The sequence below is a fragment of the Litchfieldella qijiaojingensis genome, assembly GCF_014651875.1.
GTDB lineage: Bacteria > Pseudomonadota > Gammaproteobacteria > Pseudomonadales > Halomonadaceae > Litchfieldella > Litchfieldella qijiaojingensis.
The window spans coordinates 240,714-260,268 of record NZ_BMXS01000002.1; the positions used below are offsets into that span (position 1 = coordinate 240,714).

Genomic DNA, 19,555 nt, shown 5'->3' on the forward strand with positions numbered 1-19,555 from the left:
AAAACTTCTTTTTCTTGCCCTTTCAAGATACGAAGTACCGATCTTCAACCTTCCTTCTTCAAGTCGCGAAGCGACGAACTTCTGGCTTATCGCTTTTTCCCGTAAAATACCGGCCAATCGCCAACTTCGAACACGCTTTCCAGGAAAGATCCCATGGGTTTCAACTGCGGTATCGTCGGCCTGCCCAATGTCGGCAAGTCCACCTTGTTCAATGCACTGACCAAGTCCGGCATCGACGCCGAGAACTTTCCGTTCTGCACCATCGAGCCCAATGTCGGCATCGTGCCGATGCCTGACCCCCGTCTCGACAAGCTGGCCGAGATCGTCAAGCCACAAAAGGTGATCCCGACGACCATGGAGTTCGTGGATATCGCCGGACTGGTGGCCGGCGCCTCCAAAGGCGAAGGGCTGGGCAACCAGTTTCTGGCCAATATCCGCGAGACCGATGCCATCGCCCATGTAGTGCGCTGCTTCGACAACGACAACGTCATTCATGTCGCTAACCAGATCGACCCAAGCATCGATATCGAAACCATCAACATGGAACTGGCCCTGGCCGATCTTGACACGGTCGAGCGTGCCATCCAGCGCCTGACCCGCGTGGTCAAGAGCGGCGACAAGGAGGCCATCGCCACCAAGGCGGTGCTCGACCGAATCCAGCCGCACCTGGCCGAGGGCCTTCCCCTGCGCAGCTTCGGCCTCTCAGACGACGAGAAGCGCCAGGTCAAGAGTTACGGCTTCCTGACCCTGAAGCCCACCATGTACATCGCCAACGTCAACGACGACGGCTTCAATGACAATCCTTATCTGGATACCGTACGCGAGATCGCCGAGCAGGAAGGCGCCGTGGTCGTCCCGGTTTGCAATCAGATCGAAGCCGAGATCGCCGAACTCGACGACGACGAGCGCGCCATGTTCCTCGAAGAACTGGGCATGGAGGAGCCGGGGCTCGATCGCGTGATCCGTGCCGGCTACAAGTTGCTTGGTTTGCAGACCTACTTCACCGCCGGGGTCAAGGAAGTGCGTGCCTGGACGGTCAAGGTAGGTGCCACGGCGCCGGAAGCCGCGGGCGTGATTCATACCGATTTCCAGAAGGGATTCATTCGCGCCGAGGTGATCGGCTATGAGGATTTCGTCACTCTGGGTGGCGAGCAGGGTGCCAAGGACGCCGGCAAGTGGCGCCTGGAAGGAAAGGACTACGTCGTCCAGGACGGCGACGTGATCCATTTCCGCTTCAATGTCTAAGCATCGCCACGCCAACATTGAGTTGACCTTTCATGCCCTTATGGGTATGATTTGCCCCCGTTGGACGGCTACGTAGCTCAGTTGGTTAGAGCACATCACTCATAATGATGGGGTCCCCTGTTCGAGTCAGGGCGTAGCCACCAGAGAATGCCGAACCCCGCAGGTCTGCCTGCGGGGTTTTTGCGTTTCGGGCTTCGGGCTTCGGGCTTCGGGCTTCGGGCTTCGGGCTTCGGGCTTCGGGCTTCGGGCTTCGGGCTTCGGGCTTCGGGCTTCGGGCAGGATTGCCGTTGGCCCCTAGCCATCTGCAACCGCTCGTCGCTCGAAGCCCGTAGCTCGCAGCTTCAAACCAACTCCGTCCGATTGACGAAAGCCGTCAACGCCCGCGTCAGATAGGCGACATCCTGGCTGCCGGCGGTCTCGCGGATCGAGTGCATGCCCCACTGGGCGATCCCCACGTCCAGTGTCGGCACCCCGAGCTCGGTGGCCGTGATCGGCCCGATGGTGCTGCCACAGGCCATATCGGCACGGGTGACGAAAGTCTGCACCGGCACACCCGCTTCGCGGCACACATCGCGGAACATTGCAGAGGTGGCGCTGTTGGTGGCATAGCGCTGATTGGCGTTGACCTTGATCACAGGTCCGCCATTGATCGCCGGGCCATGGCCAGCATCGTGCTTATCGGCAAAATTCGGGTGCAGGGCATGGGCGTTGTCGCAAGAGATCAGGCGCGAGGCCTGGATCAAACGGATGAAACTCTCCTCCCCTTCCCCACCGAGCAAAGCATTGACACGCCGCAGCACATCGCCCAGGAATGGTCCCTGGGCCCCACAAGCACTGGCACTGCCGACTTCTTCGTGATCGTTGGCCACTAGCACTGCCCCCTGACGACCGTCGCTCGCCAGCAGGGCTTCCAGACCAACGAAGCACGACAACAGGTTGTCCAGCCGCGCGCTGGCGATCAGTTCGCCCTCGACGCCGACTCGCGCCGGAGGCTGGGTGTCATAGAGGGCCAGCTCGAAGTCCAGAATGTCGGCCTTCTCGATATTGTGCTGCTCGTAGAGCCAGCGCTGCAGCAGTCGTTCGATATCGCCCTTTTCTCCACCCTGCAGCAGAACCGGTGCCATCTGGGTCTGGGGGTTGATGGCACGCCCATCATTGGCTTCGCGGTCGAGGTGAATGGCGAGGCTGGGCACGATGGCAACCGGGCGCGCGACATTGAGCAGCACACCTTGCAAGCGGCCATCCTCACGGCGCAGGTGAACGCGCCCGGCCATCCCCAGATCGCGGTCGAACCAAGGCGCCAACAGTGAGCCACCATAGACTTCAACTCCAAGCTGCAGCCAGCCGCTGTTCACTTGCGCGGCGTTGGGCTTGAGCCGCAGTCCAGGGCTGTCGGTATGCGCACCGATCATGCGCAGCGCCTGCAGTCGATCATCAGGCAATTGCACGGCGACCAGTGACGAATCATTACGGGTCACATAAACTCGCTCTCCCGGCGCAAGCTTCCAGGATTGGGTCTCGTCCAAGCGACGGAATCCGGCTTGCTCGAGACGCTTGCTCATATTGGCCACAGCATGCCAGGGAGTAGGCGAGTCATGTAAAAAGCTCAGTAATCGTTCCAAAGTAGGGTCGTGGGGCATGATGATCCTCATCGAAGGGTCTGTGTCTGGCGACACAGGCTGCTACAATGCCATCTCGGCAGACGCAACTCACTCGCCGAGCATGAGTCTCTAGGGAAGAAGTGTACATGAAACCGGGAGTGCTTCATTGATGAGCCTGATTGCCGCCCTTCGGCGTGTGAGTGCCATCGCGCTGATCGCATCTTTCAGTGCAATAGCTCTTGCGCAACCGCAACCCTCCGACGCTCACCGCCAAGCCGCGGCCGAAGTCGCCGAGTCGCTGCGTTATGGGCATTACGCGGACGTCAGCCTCGACGAAGAGTGGTCACGGCAGGCATTCGATCGTTATCTGAATGTCCTGGATTCCCAGCGCGCCTATCTGCTGCGTCGTGACGTGGACAGTTTCCGCGACTTGGAAACCACTATGGACGATGCTCTCCAGGATGGCGAACTGGAACGTGTCTATGCGCTGTATCAGCGCTATCACGAACGTCTCGAATCACGCCTCGAGTGGATTATCGACAAGATCGACAATGGGCTGAACTACCGCTTCGACACCGACGACCGACTCGAGATCGATCGCGAGGGGGCTCCTTGGGCCAATAGCGAGAGCGAGCTGGACGAGCTCTGGAACAAGCGGCTGAAGAATGCCGCCTTGACCATGTCGATCAGCGGTCAGGATGACGAACAAGTACGCGAAAACCTGGTCCAGCGTTATGAAGGCCAGCTTTCGCGCGTCCGCCAGACCAATGGCGAAGATGTCTTCGGCCTGTTCATGGCGGCGGTGACCGGTACCATCGACCCACACACCGAATACCTGTCTCCGCGACAGGGGGAATCCTTCGATATCCAGATGCGCTTGTCGCTGGAAGGTATCGGTGCCCTGCTGCAGACCGAAGGGGAATACGTCAAGGTTTCGAGCCTGGTACCCGGTGGCCCCGCTGACAAGGCCGGCGTCCTCCAACCCGCCGACCGGATCATCGCCGTGGGCCAGGAGGATGGTGAGATGGTCAACGTGGTCGGCATGCGCCTGGACGAAGTGGTCGACCTGATCCGTGGCCCCAAGGGTTCGGTGGTCAGATTGGACGTGGTCCCTGCCCAAGCCATCGACATGACCCGCTCGCGCACCGTCGAAATCACCCGCGATACCGTCACGCTCGAGGACCAAGCAGCCAGCGGCGAAGTCATCGAAATCAAGAGAGAGGACGGCACCCACCGTATCGGAGTGATCACGATTCCGACCTTCTATGTCGATTTCGATGCCTGGCAGGCCGGTGAGGACGAATATCGCAGTACCACGCGAGACGTAGCCCGTGAAATCGAGCGGCTCAAACAGGAAGACATCGAGGGGATCGTACTGGACCTGCGCAACAATGGCGGTGGCGCCTTGCAGGAAGCCAACTCCCTGATCGGCCTGTTCATCGACCGCGGTCCGACCGTTCAGGTACGCGATGCCCGCGGGCGCATCAGTCTGTATGGCGATACCGAAAGCGGTACTCTCTACGATGGCCCATTGGAGGTGCTGGTCAACCGGCTGTCGGCTTCGGCATCGGAAATCTTTGCCGGCGCCATCCAGGATTACGGGCGTGGCCTGGTCGTGGGCTCGCAGACCTTCGGCAAAGGCACCGTGCAAACGCTCAACGACCTGACCCATGGCCAGATCAAGCTGACCCGGGCCAAGTTCTACCGTATCTCCGGCGAAAGCACCCAACATAGGGGCGTGGAACCCGACATCCTCTTCCCAAGCCTAGTGGACCCGGAGCAGATCGGTGAAAGCAGCCTGGATAATGCCCTGCCCTGGGATACCGTGCGCGCTGTTCAATATCGGCTTTACGGCGAACCCTGGCGCTATATCGAGACGCTCACTTCGCGGCATCGCGAACGGGTCGCTGGCCACCCCAACTTCGTATACCTCGAGCGCCAGGCCGAGCTTGCACGCAAACTGCGTGAGCAGCACACCACCATCAGCCTGAATCGCGAGCAGCGCCAACGCGAGATGGAGGCTCAAGAAGCCGAGCAGCTCTCGCTGGAGAACCAACGGCGACGCGCCTTGGGGCTCGCCCCCCTGGAAGACTGGGTGGATGCTCGAGGTGAAGAGACCGAGGAAGAGGAGCTCCCCGCGGACAGGGCCCAAGTCATCGAAGGCGCGGAAATCCTGCTCGACTATGCCCAGTTGAGCCGTCAAGCCTAAGTGGCGACCACACCAACGCCCCACTCGCGGGGCGTTGGTGTAAAAGCATGGCCTTATGGAATGAGGCCATTATCAACGCAGGGAGGCAATATGCAACGTCATACCTTCGGGGTCCCCCGCCCCATTCTCTTCTCGTGTGTACTGCTTGCGCATCTGGGTTTGCCGCTAGCCCAGGCCGACGAATGCCCCGACTGGGCACCCGCGCAGGCTGATCGCGCCATGCAGACGCTGCAAGCCCGGATAGCCGAATGGAATGACGCCTATTACCGACGCGGCGAACGCCTGGTGGAAGACAGCGTCTACGACCAGGCTCGCGCCAGGCTGACCGCATGGCAGGACTGCGTCGAAGCATCGTCATCCTCTACCCTTCCCATCGTCGACAGCGGGCCGGTCCTTCACCCCGTCCCACACACCGGACTGGCCAAGCTCGACGATCGACAGGCCTTGACCACCTGGATCGAACGCCGGCGCCACGACGAGTTGTGGATCCAGCCCAAGGTCGACGGTGTGGCGGTAACATTGGTCTACGAAGATGGCCGACTCACAGCCGCCATCAGCCGTGGAGACGGCCGGGCCGGACAGAACTGGCTATCTCATGCCCAGCGGATCGCCGCCATTCCTCGAAAACTGCCCACGGAGTCACCGGAACGGGTCATCCTGCAAGGCGAGCTCTACCACCGTCGTCCCGGCCATATTCAGGCCGAGCATGGCAGCGACGGCGCACGTAACGCGATCATCGGCCTGATGGCACGACACGAACTCGACGCCGATGGTGCCGACGAAATCGGCCTATTCGTATGGGACTGGCCCAATGGGCCAGAGCCAATGCACGAGAGACTTGCCACCCTCGAAAGGTGGGGATTCACGACCACCGCCCGCCTTACTCGGCCGGTGGCCGACTTGGATGATGTCACCCGCTGGCGCCAGCGTTGGTATCGTCATGCCTTGCCATTCGCCACCGATGGCGTCGTGCTTCGCCAAAACACTCGCCCCGCTGCCCGCGACTGGCAACCCGAGCCGCCCGACTGGGCCGTGGCCTGGAAGCATCCCGCCCAGCGCAGCCTGGCCGTGGTGCGCGATGTCGACTTCCGTATTGGACGTACCGGCAATATCACCCCCGTACTGCAACTCTACCCGACCCAGCTCGACGACCGGACCGTTCGTCGCGTCAGCCTCGGGTCCTTGAGCCAATGGCAGGAATGGGACGTACGCCCTGGCGATCAGGTGATGATTCGCCTGGCGGGCCTGACGATCCCTCAGCTCGACGACGTACTGATACGTGCCGAGCCACGGCCGGAACTGGATGCGCCGCCTCCCGAGCGTTACCACCGGCTGAGCTGCCTGCACCTTAATGACGGCTGTGAAATGCAATTTCTCGCGCGCCTGGCATGGCTATCGGGCCCCCAGGGGCTGGATATCCCGGGAGTCGGTGAAGGTACTTGGCAACGCCTGATCGCCGGCGGTTTGGTCGAGGACTTGCTCGACTGGCAAAGGCTGACGCCGAAGCAACTCGAAGCATTGCCGGGGGTGGGTGAGGCACGTGCCGCCCAGTGGTACGCCAGCTTTCAGGCCAGCCGCCAACGGCCATGGGCACGCTGGTTCTCGGCCCTGGGCATGCCACCGGTCGACGAGCGCGCTCTGGCAGGTCCCGATGGACGGGTCGACCTCGCCGAGCTGCGCGCCCGGAGTCGACATGACTGGATGCAACATTCCGGTATCGGCACCACGACTGCCAATCACCTGGTAGCCTTCTTCGCCCATCCAGACATCGGTAGGCAGTTGGATCGCATCATGCTCCACATTGTCCCTCGGTAAATCGGCAATTCCGCATCGTCAGCTACAGTGGCGTTCCTTTATCCCTGGCCATGGCATAGTGTTGAAAGGCCTGCTTGATATCCAGACGAAGCTGCTCGTCATTCCAGGGCTTGGTGAGAAACTTGTAGATCGCTCCCTCGTTGATAGCCTCAGTCACGGATTGGAGGTCCGTATAACCGGACAGCACGATGCGGATGGTATCGGGATAAAGATCCTTGACCCGGCTGAAGAATGCGGTGCCATTCATTTCCGGCATCCGCTGATCGGAAAGTATGACCTGGACTTCATGCTTGGCCAGCAGCTCAAACGCATCATGAGCACGGCTGGCGGTAAGGATCCGATACCCTTCACGGCGTAACACGCGTGACAGTGCGCGAAGAATGTTCTCTTCGTCATCGAGCAGCAACAGAGTCTGGATGGACTCGTCACCGTCACGCCGCGGTAGCTTGACGCTCGGCGTTTCCTGATGCTGCTGGAGGTAATCCCTGAGCTTCTCCAAGGGTAATGGCTTGCTGAAGTAGTAGCCTTGATATGCATCGCACTGGCTTTTCCTTAGAAACGCAAACTGTGGCTCGGTCTCGACTCCCTCGGCAACGACTTGGAGCCCCAGATGGTGCACCATGGAAATGATGCCTTGAGTAATTGCCGCATCATGCTGATCACGAATGATTTCCTTGATAAAAGTACGGTCGATCTTGATTTTATCGATGGGCAGCCTTTTCAAATATCCGAGACTGGAAAAGCCTGTACCGAAGTCATCGATAGCCAGGCGGACACCAAGATTTTTCAACTCATGAAGCGTCTGTACGGCACGCTCTGCATTATCGAGAAGAATGGTTTCCGTAAGCTCTAACTCAAGGAATTTGGCTTCGAGCTGAGTTCTTTCAAGGACTTGACGTACCAGATCGACGAAGTGGTCCCTTTGGAATTGCAGTGGAGAAATGTTGACGGCAACAGGAATATCCACTAACCCTTGGTCGTAAAGTGACTTGATGTAGCGACAGGCAGTTTCCATCACCCAACGATTGAGCGAGAAAATCTGCCCAGTATCTTCTGCAATCGAGATGACACTGGCAGGTGAGATGAAACCAAGCTCGCTATGATGCCAGCGAAGTAGAGCTTCCATTCCTACCAAGTTCTGCCCATTAGCATCTACTTGAGGTTGAAAGTAAATTTCAAACCCACCGCATTCAATAGCTTTCTGCAACTCATTGCGAAGAGTGACTCGTTCACTGACTTGTTGGTTCAGGTCATTAGTGTACCATTGGAAGTTATTCCTCCCCCGCTTCTTGGCCTTATACATTGCCAAGTCGGCTTGTTGAACCAAACCCAAGGGATTTTTCTCCTCACCATCACTAACGACAATACCAGCACTCGCCGTGATTCGAAGCTCGGCATCACCGATCTGATAAGGGAGAGCGATATTCGAAAGCAACCTTTCAGTAACTTGCAGTGCATCCTCCTGGCGGAACAAATCAGGTAGTAAAACGACAAACTCATCTCCTCCTAGACGAGCCGCAGTATCACCAGGTCGAATCTGCTGTTTGAGCCGGTTAGCGACCTCGACGAGCACTTGATCTCCTGCCGCATGTCCCATGGAATCGTTGATGGGCTTGAATCCATCGAGATCCAACAAAATAACCGCCAGGCTTCGCTGATAGCGCTTCGCAAATTGACAACCCTGCACCAAACGGTCTTCAATGAGAGAGCGATTCGGAAGGCCCGTCAGAACATCATGACTGATATGGAAAGCAAGCTCCGCCTCAAAGCGTTTTTTCTCAGAGATATCGTTCAGCACACTAACATAATGAGAAACGACATCATCTTCGTCACGTACAGGCGTGATGTAAAGTTCATTCCAGAATGGAGATCCATCCTTGCGAAAATTTCGCAAGACCGTATAAATCTCTCTCTGCTCGTTCAGTCCCAGGCGGATCTGCTCTACACCAGGTTGGTGACGATCACCAGATTGAAGAAAGCGGCAGTTCAATCCAACCACGTCTTCCGCCACATAACCAGTAATCCGTTCAAATGCGGGATTGACATAGATGAGAGGTATATCAGGTGCCAACGCATCGGCGATTGCTATCCCGTTATAGCTGGACTCGATGCTTCGCTTCAATAGGTGAAGCTGCTTTTCCGCTTCCTTCCTTTGACGGATGTCACGCAGTGAGAAAAGGAACATGGTTTCCCCATCCCATTCGGTCTGCGAGCGTTGGACCTCAACGATGACATGCCCTTCACCCTCCACGAAAACAGTCCACTCAAAAAGACTATCATTGACTACAGGGAGCTCGAAGCACCTCTGCATCAACCTCTCTGTGGTAGACCAGAAGAGTGACACGGCTGCAGGGTTGGCATAACGTACCAAACCTTCCGAGTCGATCACTAACAATGCATCACGGCCGTCACTAAGCAACTGATGGAAAGCTCTTTCCCGGCGTTTAGCCTCATTACTGGCTTTGATTTGTTCGGTAATATCATTCGCAAGTATCAAGCGAGCCGGTTGCTCATTGAAAACATAATCATGAGCAGTAATTTCTGCACTGACTTCACTTCCATCTTTGCACTTGAGTACCCACACGCCCACTTTTGGCGTGGCGGAAGCACTGTCTATTTCTTGATAATGGACATGAAAACGCTGCTGCTCAGCAGGAGTGAGAAGGTCGGGAACCCGCATTCCCATGATCTCGTTGTAAGAATAACCCAGCAAGTTCAAGACGGCTCGATTTACCGCCAAGACAGCCAACGTCTCGCGGTGATGAATGTACATGGGCTCTGGATTGGCTTCAAACAACAAGCGGTAGCGCTTTTCACTCTCGGCCAACACTTCAATGGAATGAGATCGCTCGACTGCATAACGTATGCTACGGGCCAAAATCGAGTTGGTCATCTCTCTCTTGACCAAATAGTCTGCGGCACCGAGCTCGATGGCATTGATGTCGAGTTCATCTTCTTCCTGACCAGTCAGCAGAATCAAGGGAGTACGTATACCCGCCCTTGAGGCATAATGGACTAGCTCGAGCCCAGACTCTCCCCCAAGTCGATAGCCTATCAGTACCAGATCATATTTCTCGCTACCAATAGCGGCTTTACCTTCTTCGTACGTACCAAGCCAATCAAGCTGACAAGAAAGATGATTGGCCTCGCGAAGTAGGTTCCGAATAATCAGAAAATCGTCTTCGTCGTCTTCGATCAGCAGGATACGCAGCAAGTGGTTCTGTATACTCATCTATTTCCCGTTCCTGTTGGAAGCCCCACGATTTCCAACCATTGCCTTTACCACATCATCGAGCCTTACGGGCCTAATGAAAGAGTTCACGTCAATAACATGGTTCATGCATGATGGCCTCCTCAGAGAAAAGGCCAACATTCTTTCAATCCAGCCGAAAGCACAGGGTCACACATGTCCCCTGCCCAGGATGGCTTCTCAAAAGAACCGATCCGCGGTGGGCAGTCAGAATATCCCTTGCCACACTCAGCCCAAGACCTGTCCCAGCGCCGACGCTACGCGTTGTGAAGAAAGGTTCGAAAACACGTGCCATGACCTCTTCAGGCATTCCGCAGCCATTATCTTCGATATTGATCTCCCACACGCCATCACGAAAACGACTTTCGACATTAATGACGCCTTCTCCATCGATAGCTTTGGCGGCATTGTCGAGAACATTGTAAAAAGCTTGAGACAATTTCGCTGGATGACCTTCAAGCTCTGGCAGTTCACTTAGATGCGATTTGATGGATAGTGTCTGATGGTGCTCCGCCTGAAGGAGGTGGCAAGCAGTCGTTAGTAATGCATTCAGGTCGCATGAGGTAAATTCGGCCTGATCAATATTGGAAAAGGTTCTCAGGTCCAACACAATACCCGCGATTCGCTGCGCACCGCTTCTCGACTCCCCAAGCAACGCACGAAAATCTTCGAACACGATTGCCAAGTCGTCGTCAAGGGATAGTTTGGCTTCTATCTCATCGAGATAATCCCCTGCCACTGCAAGATTGCTGCCGATATAGCCAAGCGGTGTATTGACTTCATGAGCCACCCCTGCAGCCAATTGGCCGACAGCCCGCAACCTGGCACTCTCATAGAGTTGCTGCTGGGCTTTTTCGATCACCTTGACCTGCTCTTCGACCTGCTGCTGCAGTTGCTCGGATAATTTCTTGTAGCGTGCCTCCGAGGCCTGAAGCGCGGCATTCCGCTGTTGCAATTCAACGTAACTTGCTTCAGTAACATCAAGGTGCAAATTGGCCGCAAGGCGGTATTTCCCCGCATACAAGAGAAACAGCTCGAATAGCTGTATCGCTGCCCGATGCCGTTCTTTGGGAAGCGTCGTTTTCAACCATCCCAGAGTATCCAGGTTGAACTCAAGGGGTGAGACTGACTCGTCAGGATCCTCGACCAGCTCCACATCGGCCCCACTCAACGTACTAAGCAATTGTACGAGACGCGCCCTATGGCTCGGTGCCAGGAGGTCATCCAGACTCGGATCGTCTTCCAAATTACTCATCAGGAATTCCACTGTCAGCACTCAGTTGATGCACGAACTCTCGAGAATCGATGGCATGAGTAACTGCTAGGGAATATTCCTCATCCACAGCAGTGTAAAGACGCTCCAGCAATTGCCTAAAGCTCTCTACGATCCCTCTTCCATGAAGGGCGCTCGCCAGGATCAATGGCGCCCAAGGAGTTTCGGACCAACGTGCATGTAGCAAGGCTTCATCTATGACACCTTCATGATCGCGCTTGTTGTATTGTATGGTCATGGGGAATTTCTCGATATCCACCCCCTCTTTCGTCAAGTGGCTCGCTAGATTATCGAATGCAATGGCATTATTATCCTGTTGGCCGAGCTGGGAATCAGCAACGAAAATCACACCATCCGCTCGTGAAAGCAATGCCTTACGAGTACTATCATGCTGAACCTGACCGGGCACGGTATAAAGCTTCAGCCGCAAGTCAAGTCCAGTTGCACTGCGTAGACCGATAGGTAGCATATCGAAGAACAAGGTACGGTCGTCGCGTGTCTCCAACACCATGAGCTCCCCTTTTCGCTGGGGCCTAAGGAGCGTATGCAACTGTATCAAGTTGGTCGTCTTCCCGCTCATCGCGGGACCATAATAGACGATCTTGATGACCAGTTTGTTCTCGCTTTCAGTGTAGTTAGCCATGTTCGACACACCCTACTCATCGTTTCTGCGAGCGCTATCCAACTGCTCTCTTCTTACCTGCCAACTCTCTGGAATGAGAGAAGGAACTCTTCGTCTTCATGACCAACGATTGCATATCACCATATCCATTATTGTATTGTTTTTTCCTGAGACTTACGCACATAGAGGGTATAGCTTGCGTCTTCCGAGTCCTCGAACTTGATCAATCTCAGGATTAACCAATCATCCAACTCTTTTCCTTCGTTGAGCAGCAACGTACCATTCTCGGCGTACAGGTCCCGCACCAGGATCATACCGGGCTCCAAGCGACGCGTATCCAACTTCAGGATTGTGTCATCGGTCATGACGGTGTCGAGATCCAGCTCCTGACACAGGCTGACGAAGCGCTCGCACAATTGAGGGTCATACAGCCTTCCGGAATACTTCTGAAGCAACGACAGCGCTTCGTCTCGCTCCAATTTACGTTCCAGTACCATCCCTTGTTGAAGCTCAACAAAATCTACGGCCAGCCTTAACAGGCGGGCACCAAGAGGAATCTGGTTCTCCTTCAAGTGATCCGGAAATCCACTTCCATTCCATCGTTCCTGATGATGACGTATCAGCTTGGCAGCGTCCCGCAGAGGTTCCAGCGTCATCAACAAGCCTTCGCCAAGCTCGGGATAGCGGCGGTACTGTTCGAGTTCGTTCTTGTAAAGCAGATCCGACGGCTTATTGAACAAGCTATCTTCCCACGTCAGCTTGCCGAGGTTGTAAAGCGCGGCCGCCATGGAGAGATTACGACCAAGGGCCTCATCCAATTGATAATGCTGGGCATAGGCCTTGACCAACTCGACCACCCGACTATTGGTCTGGCGATCACGTGGTAAACGCAGATTGAGCAACGACGAGAACACCTCGGTAGCAGTGACATAGCTGTGCTTCAATTCTGCATAAGCAAGATCGAGCATATCAGCAACTTGTTGAATCTCCGCCGTTCTTGCTTTTACTCGATTTTCGAGATCGGCATTCAATTCTTGCAATTGCCGATTCTGCGACAAGGTGAGTTGCTCCAGGCGTTGACGCTCACGCTCGGTAAACTGATAGGCGAGCGCTTGCCGTATGATCAGTCGCAGCTCATCGTCATCCCATGGTTTACTGATATATCGATAAATATGACCTTCATTGATGGCACGCACGGTCGTGCTGATATCGGCATAGCCGGTGAGCAGGATACGCAGACAGTTCGGCCACTTCTGCTGGATATTGGCCAGTAGTGTGGCACCATCCATGCCGGGCATTCGAGCATCGGATATCACAAGATCAACATCCTTCTCCTCCATCAGCCCAAGTGCTTTTTCACCACTCGTGGCCATCAATAGAGTGTAAGGCTCGTTTCTCAGCACGCGCCTAAGGCTATTGAGCATATTCTCTTCATCATCCACCAACAACAGCGTTGCGGTGGCTGTTTCCGGGCATTGCTCACTCATTCATTCATCTCGTTATCTGTCATGGAATTCAACTTGACTGGTTGCCTTATCGGCAACCAGATACAAAATCTCGTGCCTTTTCCTACCTCGCTGAATACCTTGATCCTACCATGATGCTTTTGAACGATATTGTAGGAAAGCGCCAGACCAAGCCCTGTTCCCTTACCGACAGGTTTGGTGGTAAAGAAAGGTTCGTATATTCGATTGAGAAGCTTCGGATCTATTCCCTTTCCAGTATCCTCTATCTCGAACCATACCCATTCGCCCTCGTTTCCAGTCCGTAGGTTGATAGTGCCAAACTCCTCGATAGAATGCGCGGCATTTATCAGAAGATTCATGACCACTTGGTTGATTTGAGAGAGGATACACTCCACCTCTGGAAGCTCACCGTATTCCTTGACAATATCAGCCTTGTACTTGAGCTCGCTCTGTACCACATTAAGTGTGGTGTCGATGCCGTGATGAAGGTCGGCGAAGCGGAATTCTTCTTCATCGATATGTGAAAAATCCTTGAGTGCCGTGATGATCTTCTTCACACGTTCGAGTCCATCCTCGGACTCATTGATCAGCGATTTGATATCGCCACGAATGTAATCGTATTCCAAGGCACGTTTGAGCTGTTGCAACGCTTCGATGTCTGCCGCTTCGTCCACGGCATCGATGATACGCAAAAGGTCCTGCACATAGCCGGCCAGTGTCTTCAGGTTGGAAGACACGTAGCCTATGGGATTGTTGATTTCGTGAGCGACGCCAGCGGCGAGCTGCCCGATGGCCGCCAGCTTTTCCGACTGCGCGAGTTGATTGTTGGCCTTTTCCAGTTTTTCGATCAATCGATCCTGATCGACTAGTTCGTCCCTTTCGCCAGCGGACTGAATGTCCCAAACCATGTCGGTATCGTACCGGTTGCAGGCATCATCGAGCACGAGAGCGAAAAGCCCGAAATGGTCCGCGTGGAACACGGGGAATAACCGCCAGTTCAACGCTCGCACACCCTTCCCTTCCGCAGTGCCCAGAGGCATTTGGATCAGGTCGTGGGCATCGTCTTGTGCCCCAAACATGGTATTCCCTCCGAGGCAGGTCCGTTCGACCCTCTCACGCAGACCCACCACATCCGTATGGGGGAAAACATCGGCGAGAAATTGACCTTTGGCCTGCGACAAACACATGCCACTACATCGAGCGACGAAGCCATTCCAATACTCTATGCGTAACTCCTGATCGATCAGCAGCAAGCCGAGACCGACGCGGTCGGCCAACGCGGTCACGAGAGAAGGATGGAATCTATCCAAGGAACACCCCCCATGGAAATGCAACGAAGCGTGTGGATGTCAGTGACCTTGTGCTCATGTCTTGCTATCACTCGGGGCCGAATGGACGAAGACCGGCGGGGGCAGGCCGAGACTTGCGGCAAACCACTGGAGGCGTTCGGGTACGATCAAAGCGGTTGACTGTCACCCCCGGCGCATACGTTGGATACCTTATAGGGACTATCGGCCGCCCCCCTGGAACCTTGAGGGAAAAATCAGACTCGTCGGCCTGCGCACGCTTATTCGCCTGGGGGGCATCAATTCAGGTCTGGAACCAGCCACGCTCACAACCACTTACCAAGTACCATGATCCAGGCCAGCAAGGCGCCAAACGGTGATACGCATCCGGCATCAGGGGTCGCCTCCAGGAGAGACACAAGGCCCATGCAGTCGTCGAGGCAGCCTTCTTCCTTCTACGTTACCATTGGCTTCGAAACCAAGGGAGCCTTTATGCGTATCAAAGGATTTGTGGTAATGCTGCTTGCCTTCTCGGTAGCGAGTTGCAGTGATGGACAGCCCGACTGGATGAAGGCGGCACTGGATGACGATGTGGATCAGACGCGTTGGGAAGCGTCGTCACTGGAGGCGAAGGTGGCGACGGCAGGCCTATGGTTGCAGCGCTTGAACGATGACGGATACCTTTCACTTGATAAGCCGGAAGTCGAGATGGAGCCTGAGGCAAGCGCACTGACCGCCTGTATCGACTCGTCGCTAGAAGACGCAACTGCCGAATCGGCAACTGGCGTACGCCTGGCAGCGGCGGATTGTGTTCATGAATTGGGGTATGCGAAGCGAGCAGACGAGCTCGTGGATTGACACACTACGGCGTGTTTGATCATTTGCCAGGCAGTGGCAAGCCGCTGCAGTTGGATGATGACAGCATGGTTCCTGAGCAACTGCGGGCCGGTTACCGGCTGCTGAAAATTGCCGGCTATATGCCTCCGAAGTTAGAGTTGGTACACGAAATCCGCGAGGTGGAAAGTCTGATTGCTCGTCTGGATCAGGGCGAGGAGCGGGAACAGGCCTGCGCCCGTCTCAATCTGTTACGTGCCCGTTTACAGGCACAGGGGCATGACCTGAGCCTATCGCGGGAGCGAGGCGAATATCGAGCAAAGCTGATTCAACGACGGCCATCTACCACGATCTAGCCATTCTTGCGCTACGCACGATGACTATTTACTCGACCCATACGAACTTTCCAGCATCCAGTTCGGCCTCGCCATCCCAGCGGTAGGCACATAACTTACCATCGCTATCACCATGCGCATGTCCGGCAGCAATGCTGTAATCCAGGCACGCAATATGCGGCGTGAGAGGTTCCGGGATGCCGGTAAGCCAGTAGTGACCGACGAACAGCGGTTTGTCCCCCTCATAACCGGGCAGCACATCCTCGGGAATCGGCACGTGTGGGATCTCCTCGATGGCTTCCGCCGGTACCATTGCCAGGTCACGATAGGTGATACCTTCCAATTCCCACCAGCGAGTTCGGATAAGCCGGCGGGGGTTGCCGTCCTTGTCGTTGAACTCGATACCGGTAGGCAATGGGACTTCCAGCCCCTTGAGCAGGGTTTCCAACGCATCGTAGGCAGGGGTTCGCTCACGTGTCAGCGTCCGCCAGGCGACGGGCAGGATCCGCTGGCGGTCATCGAGGTAGTCGGCCAGCTGGTCGAGGGAAGGCCGATGCCAACAGGCATGCACCACGCGCAGACCCTCCAGGTCAAGATACAGCGGCAATGTCTTGAACCAGTCGATGTGGTCGCGATGCAACGCGCTGCCTTCCCCCACCTGCTCCAGGTAAAGCTGGTGCTGACGACGGTGCTTGTCATTGTGCCGACGCAGGTGCTCGCCAGGGATGTCAGGATCTTCGCTGGCCCAGGCCACAGCATTGAACTCATGGTTACCCATGACCGCCAAAGCCTGGCCATTTTCGACCATGGTCTGGGCAACATGCACGGTTTCCACTTGCTCGGGGCCGCGATCGACGAAATCGCCGAGGTATATCACCCGGCGTTCAGGGTGTGACCAAACGCCTTGCCGTTCCTGATAACCGAGCTTAACGAGAAGGCGCTTGAGAGGTGTGGCGTAACCGTGGATGTCGCCGATGAGATCGAACATACGGTCTCCTGTCCTTGTAAGAGGTGCGGCAGTCGGATGCGCCGGCGCGGGAGATTCTCCGCTCCTCGATTCCGTGGAAGGAAAACGAGTGTGCAGCTGGCATCCAGGCTTGGGCGGTCACGTCACAGAGAGGGTTGAGCTGGCGACCTACCGGCTGGCGCTACCGAGGCCAGAGGTGGCTCCCCGAGCAGGACTCGAACCTGCGACCCAGTGATTAACAGTCACTTGCTCTACCGACTGAGCTATCGGGGAATGACACAAAGGCTAGCAGCACAGGCGGCGAAGAGTGGCTCCCCGAGCAGGACTCGAACCTGCGACCCAATGATTAACAGTCATTTGCTCTACCAACTGAGCTATCGGGGAATCGCCTGTCACGGTGTTCGCGAGGCCGAATTCGGCGATGTCGTATTGGCTCCCCGAGCAGGACTCGAACCTGCGACCCAATGATTAACAGTCATTTGCTCTACCAACTGAGCTATCGGGGAACGACCCGGAACACGCGACGTAGTATACGGATCACCTCGTGAACGTCAAGCCGACATTGCGATTGACGACCACAAGTCATTATCCCAAGGGGAAAAAGCGCCTGTAAACGCAACGCGCCCGCCTAGTGAAACCAGGCGGGCGCGTCGGATTCGGCTGGTGGCTACGCCCTGATTCGAACAGGGGACCCCATCATTATGAGTGATGTGCTCTAACCGGCTGAGCTACGTAGCCAATCGGCGGCGGAAACTCTCCGGATGTCCGGGGAGGGCCGGCAACGGGTGCGCATTATGCACGCGGCCCTGCCCCATGGCAAGCCCGACTTATGCCCACTCAGCCCTCGATGTCCAGCGCTACCTTGACCGCCTCGAGGCCATTCTTGCCATCTACGGTGGCGACACCATCAAGCCACTCGGCAAGCACCTCGGGGTTGTCTTGCAGGTAGGCTCGCGCCGCATCACGCGGATCCTCGCCCTCGTCCATGATCGCGCTCATCAGCTGGTTTTCCATTTCCAGTGTGAACTCCAGATTCTCGAGCAGCGCCCCTACGTTGGCGCACTCGTCGACATAACCGGCACGCGTGTTGGTATAGACTGTCGCGCCCCCCAAGTCAGGCCCGAAGTAATCATCAGCGCCTTCCAGATAAGCCATGTCGAAGTTGGTGTTCATCGGATGAGGCTCCCAACCGAGAAACACCATCCACTCCTCGCTCTGCATCTTGGAGCGCAGTTCGGCCAGCATGCCAGCCTCGCTGGAATCGATCAGACGCCAGTCGCTGAGGCCAAAGGCATCGTCATCGATCATATCCTGGATGATCATGTTGCCGTCATTACCAGCCTCGATACCATATAGGCGGCGGTCGAAACGCTCGGCATGCTCAGCCAGGTCTTCCACCGAGGTCACGCCGGCGTCATACACGTACTGCGGCACGGCCAAAGTGTACTTGGCGCCATGCAGGTTGGCGGCAACCCGATCGACATCCCCCTGTTCGATATAGGGATCGCTGATCGATGCCATCGAAGGCATCCAATTACCCAGGAAGATATCAAAGTCCTGATTACGCAGTCCCGAATAGGCGATGGGCACAGAGACCGTATCGGTCCGGGTATCATAGCCAAGCGCCTCGAGCACTTCGCTGGTTAGCGCAGTGGTCGCCGTGATATCGGTCCAGCCCACTTCGGCGAAACGGACCGACTGACAACTCTCGGGCTCCTGCGCCATCAGCGGCGCCGCGCCAAGCGCCATGGCTCCCGCACCCAGCAGCGATATGGACATTTTCAGTGTCTTACTCATCGGTTCCTCTCTCTTGTTGAACATCCCTCGAGACAGGCCATCACACCTGACAGCAGCCTCACTGATAGCCCCAATTTATATATGATCCACCATCTCATAGGATGGCGTAGTGTTTTTATTGATTGAACGTTCAATAAAAAAGATCCATACTATTCACCATAGATGATCTCGTGGCGTCTGGCCAGGCTTGCACCATGACCAACGTACATGCCCACGGCCAAGCACGCCACTTGTAGAGGAGACAGGACCGGTGCCCAAGCTCGGAATGGAACCCATTCGCCGCCGCCAGTTGATCAAGGCGACCATGGAGGCCATCGACGACGTCGGCCTGGCCGATGCCACCGTGATTCGCATCGCTCGTCGCGCCGGCGTATCCGCAGGCATCATCAGCCATTACTTCGGGGGCAAGGATGGGCTGCTGGAAGCCACCATGCGCCAAATCCTCAGTGATCTCGGCCAAGCGGTGGCCCGCCGCCGTCAGGCGCTGCCGACCGATGAGCCACGCGAACATCTGCGAGCCATCATCGACGGCAACTTCGACCGCAGCCAGGTCAGCCAGTCGGTAATGAAGACCTGGCTGGCATTCTGGGCCAGCAGCATGCACAAGCTCAATCTCCAGCGCCTGCAGCACGTCAATGACAGAAGGCTGTACTCCAATCTATGCCATCAGTTCCGGCATTGCCTGCCCAAGGAAGAGGCACGGCGGGCGGCCCGCGGTCTGGCGGCCATGATCGACGGCCTTTGGTTGCGTGGTGCCCTGGCGCCGGAAGGCCTGGATGTCGACCGCGCGCGCCTGCTCGCCTACGACTACCTCGACGAACAACTGGCTCGCGCGAACTGAAGCGCGACTCCTTT

Annotated in this window: 14 protein-coding genes and 5 tRNA genes; 7 read left to right on the top strand and 12 right to left on the bottom strand. The window is 56.2% G+C overall.

From position 1 onward, the window contains the following. The first annotated feature begins 153 nt into the window (after positions 1-153). Together ychF and IE093_RS03540 are read left to right on the top strand one after the other, a co-directional pair. Positions 154-1,245: a redox-regulated ATPase YchF gene (ychF, locus tag IE093_RS03535; RefSeq protein WP_189466267.1), complete on the top strand. Its 1,092-nt coding sequence runs from the start codon at positions 154-156 to the stop codon at positions 1,243-1,245. 66 nt (positions 1,246-1,311) lie between these two features. Further along, positions 1,312-1,388: transfer RNA gene (locus IE093_RS03540), tRNA-Met, on the top strand. Between the two features lie 198 nt (positions 1,389-1,586). Here IE093_RS03540 and IE093_RS03545 read toward each other — a convergent pair. Next, positions 1,587-2,885: a M18 family aminopeptidase gene (locus IE093_RS03545; RefSeq protein ID WP_189466269.1), complete on the bottom strand. Its 1,299-nt coding sequence runs from the start codon at positions 2,883-2,885 to the stop codon at positions 1,587-1,589. Positions 2,886-3,015: 130 nt separating this feature from the next. On the opposite strand from IE093_RS03545, the gene IE093_RS03550 reads away from it, so the two are divergent. Both IE093_RS03550 and ligB read left to right on the top strand, forming a co-directional pair. Next, on the top strand, positions 3,016-5,055 hold the full coding sequence (locus IE093_RS03550; RefSeq protein ID WP_189466271.1) for a carboxy terminal-processing peptidase: 2,040 nt from the start codon (positions 3,016-3,018) through the stop codon (positions 5,053-5,055). Positions 5,056-5,145: 90 nt separating this feature from the next. Further along, a complete protein-coding gene (gene ligB / locus IE093_RS03555) occupies positions 5,146-6,870 on the top strand; it encodes an NAD-dependent DNA ligase LigB (RefSeq protein ID WP_189466273.1) in 1,725 nt (574 codons plus the stop codon). Positions 6,871-6,892: 22 nt separating this feature from the next. Here the strand turns inward: ligB and IE093_RS03560 are convergent, their stop codons facing one another. The 5 genes from IE093_RS03560 to IE093_RS03580 all read right to left on the bottom strand — a co-directional run bounded on the left by IE093_RS03560 (position 6,893) and on the right by IE093_RS03580 (position 14,791). Beyond that, positions 6,893-10,102: an EAL domain-containing protein gene (locus IE093_RS03560; protein WP_189466275.1), complete on the bottom strand. Its 3,210-nt coding sequence runs from the start codon at positions 10,100-10,102 to the stop codon at positions 6,893-6,895. A 145-nt stretch (positions 10,103-10,247) separates the two neighbouring features. Next, positions 10,248-11,375 carry a sensor histidine kinase gene (locus IE093_RS03565; RefSeq protein ID WP_189466277.1) on the bottom strand — a complete coding sequence of 376 codons (1,128 nt, stop codon included), beginning with the start codon at positions 11,373-11,375 and terminating at the stop codon, positions 10,248-10,250. Further along, the gene (locus IE093_RS03570) at positions 11,368-12,036 is read right to left on the bottom strand and encodes a GTP-binding protein (protein ID WP_189466279.1); all 669 of its coding nucleotides are present in this window, start codon (positions 12,034-12,036) and stop codon (positions 11,368-11,370) included. Before IE093_RS03570 ends, IE093_RS03565 begins: the two co-directional genes overlap by 8 nt. Before the next feature lie 128 nt (positions 12,037-12,164). Beyond that, positions 12,165-13,502, bottom strand: coding sequence for a response regulator c-di-GMP phosphodiesterase, NosR family (gene nosR, locus IE093_RS03575; RefSeq protein ID WP_189466281.1), 1,338 nt, complete (start codon positions 13,500-13,502; stop codon positions 12,165-12,167). Next, positions 13,499-14,791: an ATP-binding protein gene (locus IE093_RS03580; protein WP_229803209.1), complete on the bottom strand. Its 1,293-nt coding sequence runs from the start codon at positions 14,789-14,791 to the stop codon at positions 13,499-13,501. The genes nosR and IE093_RS03580 overlap by 4 nt, the downstream gene beginning before the upstream one ends. Before the next feature lie 402 nt (positions 14,792-15,193). Between IE093_RS03580 and IE093_RS03585 the strand changes: the two genes are divergently transcribed. Then, entirely contained in the window at positions 15,194-15,625 is a 432-nt protein-coding gene (locus tag IE093_RS03585; RefSeq protein ID WP_189466283.1) for a hypothetical protein, read from the top strand. Beyond that, complete coding sequence (locus IE093_RS03590) at positions 15,622-15,957, top strand: DnaJ family domain-containing protein (protein ID WP_229803210.1); 336 nt, start codon at positions 15,622-15,624, stop codon at positions 15,955-15,957. Before IE093_RS03585 ends, IE093_RS03590 begins: the two co-directional genes overlap by 4 nt. A 28-nt stretch (positions 15,958-15,985) precedes the next feature. On the opposite strand, the gene IE093_RS03595 is transcribed toward IE093_RS03590, so the two are convergent. The 6 genes from IE093_RS03595 to IE093_RS03620 all read right to left on the bottom strand — a co-directional run bounded on the left by IE093_RS03595 (position 15,986) and on the right by IE093_RS03620 (position 18,700). After that, a complete protein-coding gene (locus tag IE093_RS03595; RefSeq protein WP_189466285.1) occupies positions 15,986-16,924 on the bottom strand; it encodes a metallophosphoesterase in 939 nt (312 codons plus the stop codon). A 176-nt stretch (positions 16,925-17,100) separates the two neighbouring features. Continuing rightward, positions 17,101-17,176 (bottom strand) — tRNA-Asn (locus IE093_RS03600). A gap of 35 nt (positions 17,177-17,211) precedes the next feature. Next, a tRNA-Asn gene (locus IE093_RS03605) sits at positions 17,212-17,287 on the bottom strand. A 46-nt stretch (positions 17,288-17,333) separates the two neighbouring features. Further along, positions 17,334-17,409 (bottom strand) — tRNA-Asn (locus IE093_RS03610). 155 nt (positions 17,410-17,564) lie between these two features. Continuing rightward, a tRNA-Met gene (locus IE093_RS03615) sits at positions 17,565-17,641 on the bottom strand. 99 nt (positions 17,642-17,740) lie between these two features. Continuing rightward, positions 17,741-18,700 (bottom strand): choline ABC transporter substrate-binding protein, encoded by a 960-nt coding sequence (locus IE093_RS03620; protein WP_189466287.1) that lies wholly within the window; start codon positions 18,698-18,700, stop codon positions 17,741-17,743. Between the two features lie 250 nt (positions 18,701-18,950). Between IE093_RS03620 and betI the strand changes: the two genes are divergently transcribed. Then, on the top strand, positions 18,951-19,541 hold the full coding sequence (gene betI / locus IE093_RS03625; RefSeq protein ID WP_189466289.1) for a transcriptional regulator BetI: 591 nt from the start codon (positions 18,951-18,953) through the stop codon (positions 19,539-19,541). Positions 19,542-19,555 lie beyond the last annotated feature (14 nt).

Coding starts and splice junctions, on each gene's coding strand:
- IE093_RS03585 (WP_189466283.1), top strand. CDS start 15,194: ATGCAGTCGTCGAGGCAGCCTTCTTCCTTCTACGTTACCATTGGCTTC.
- nosR (WP_189466281.1), bottom strand. CDS start 13,502: ATGAGTGAGCAATGCCCGGAAACAGCCACCGCAACGCTGTTGTTGGTG.
- IE093_RS03595 (WP_189466285.1), bottom strand. CDS start 16,924: ATGTTCGATCTCATCGGCGACATCCACGGTTACGCCACACCTCTCAAG.
- IE093_RS03620 (WP_189466287.1), bottom strand. CDS start 18,700: ATGAGTAAGACACTGAAAATGTCCATATCGCTGCTGGGTGCGGGAGCC.
- IE093_RS03560 (WP_189466275.1), bottom strand. CDS start 10,102: ATGAGTATACAGAACCACTTGCTGCGTATCCTGCTGATCGAAGACGAC.
- ligB (WP_189466273.1), top strand. CDS start 5,146: ATGCAACGTCATACCTTCGGGGTCCCCCGCCCCATTCTCTTCTCGTGT.
- IE093_RS03565 (WP_189466277.1), bottom strand. CDS start 11,375: ATGAGTAATTTGGAAGACGATCCGAGTCTGGATGACCTCCTGGCACCG.
- IE093_RS03570 (WP_189466279.1), bottom strand. CDS start 12,036: ATGGCTAACTACACTGAAAGCGAGAACAAACTGGTCATCAAGATCGTC.
- IE093_RS03550 (WP_189466271.1), top strand. CDS start 3,016: ATGAGCCTGATTGCCGCCCTTCGGCGTGTGAGTGCCATCGCGCTGATC.
- ychF (WP_189466267.1), top strand. CDS start 154: ATGGGTTTCAACTGCGGTATCGTCGGCCTGCCCAATGTCGGCAAGTCC.
- IE093_RS03545 (WP_189466269.1), bottom strand. CDS start 2,885: ATGCCCCACGACCCTACTTTGGAACGATTACTGAGCTTTTTACATGAC.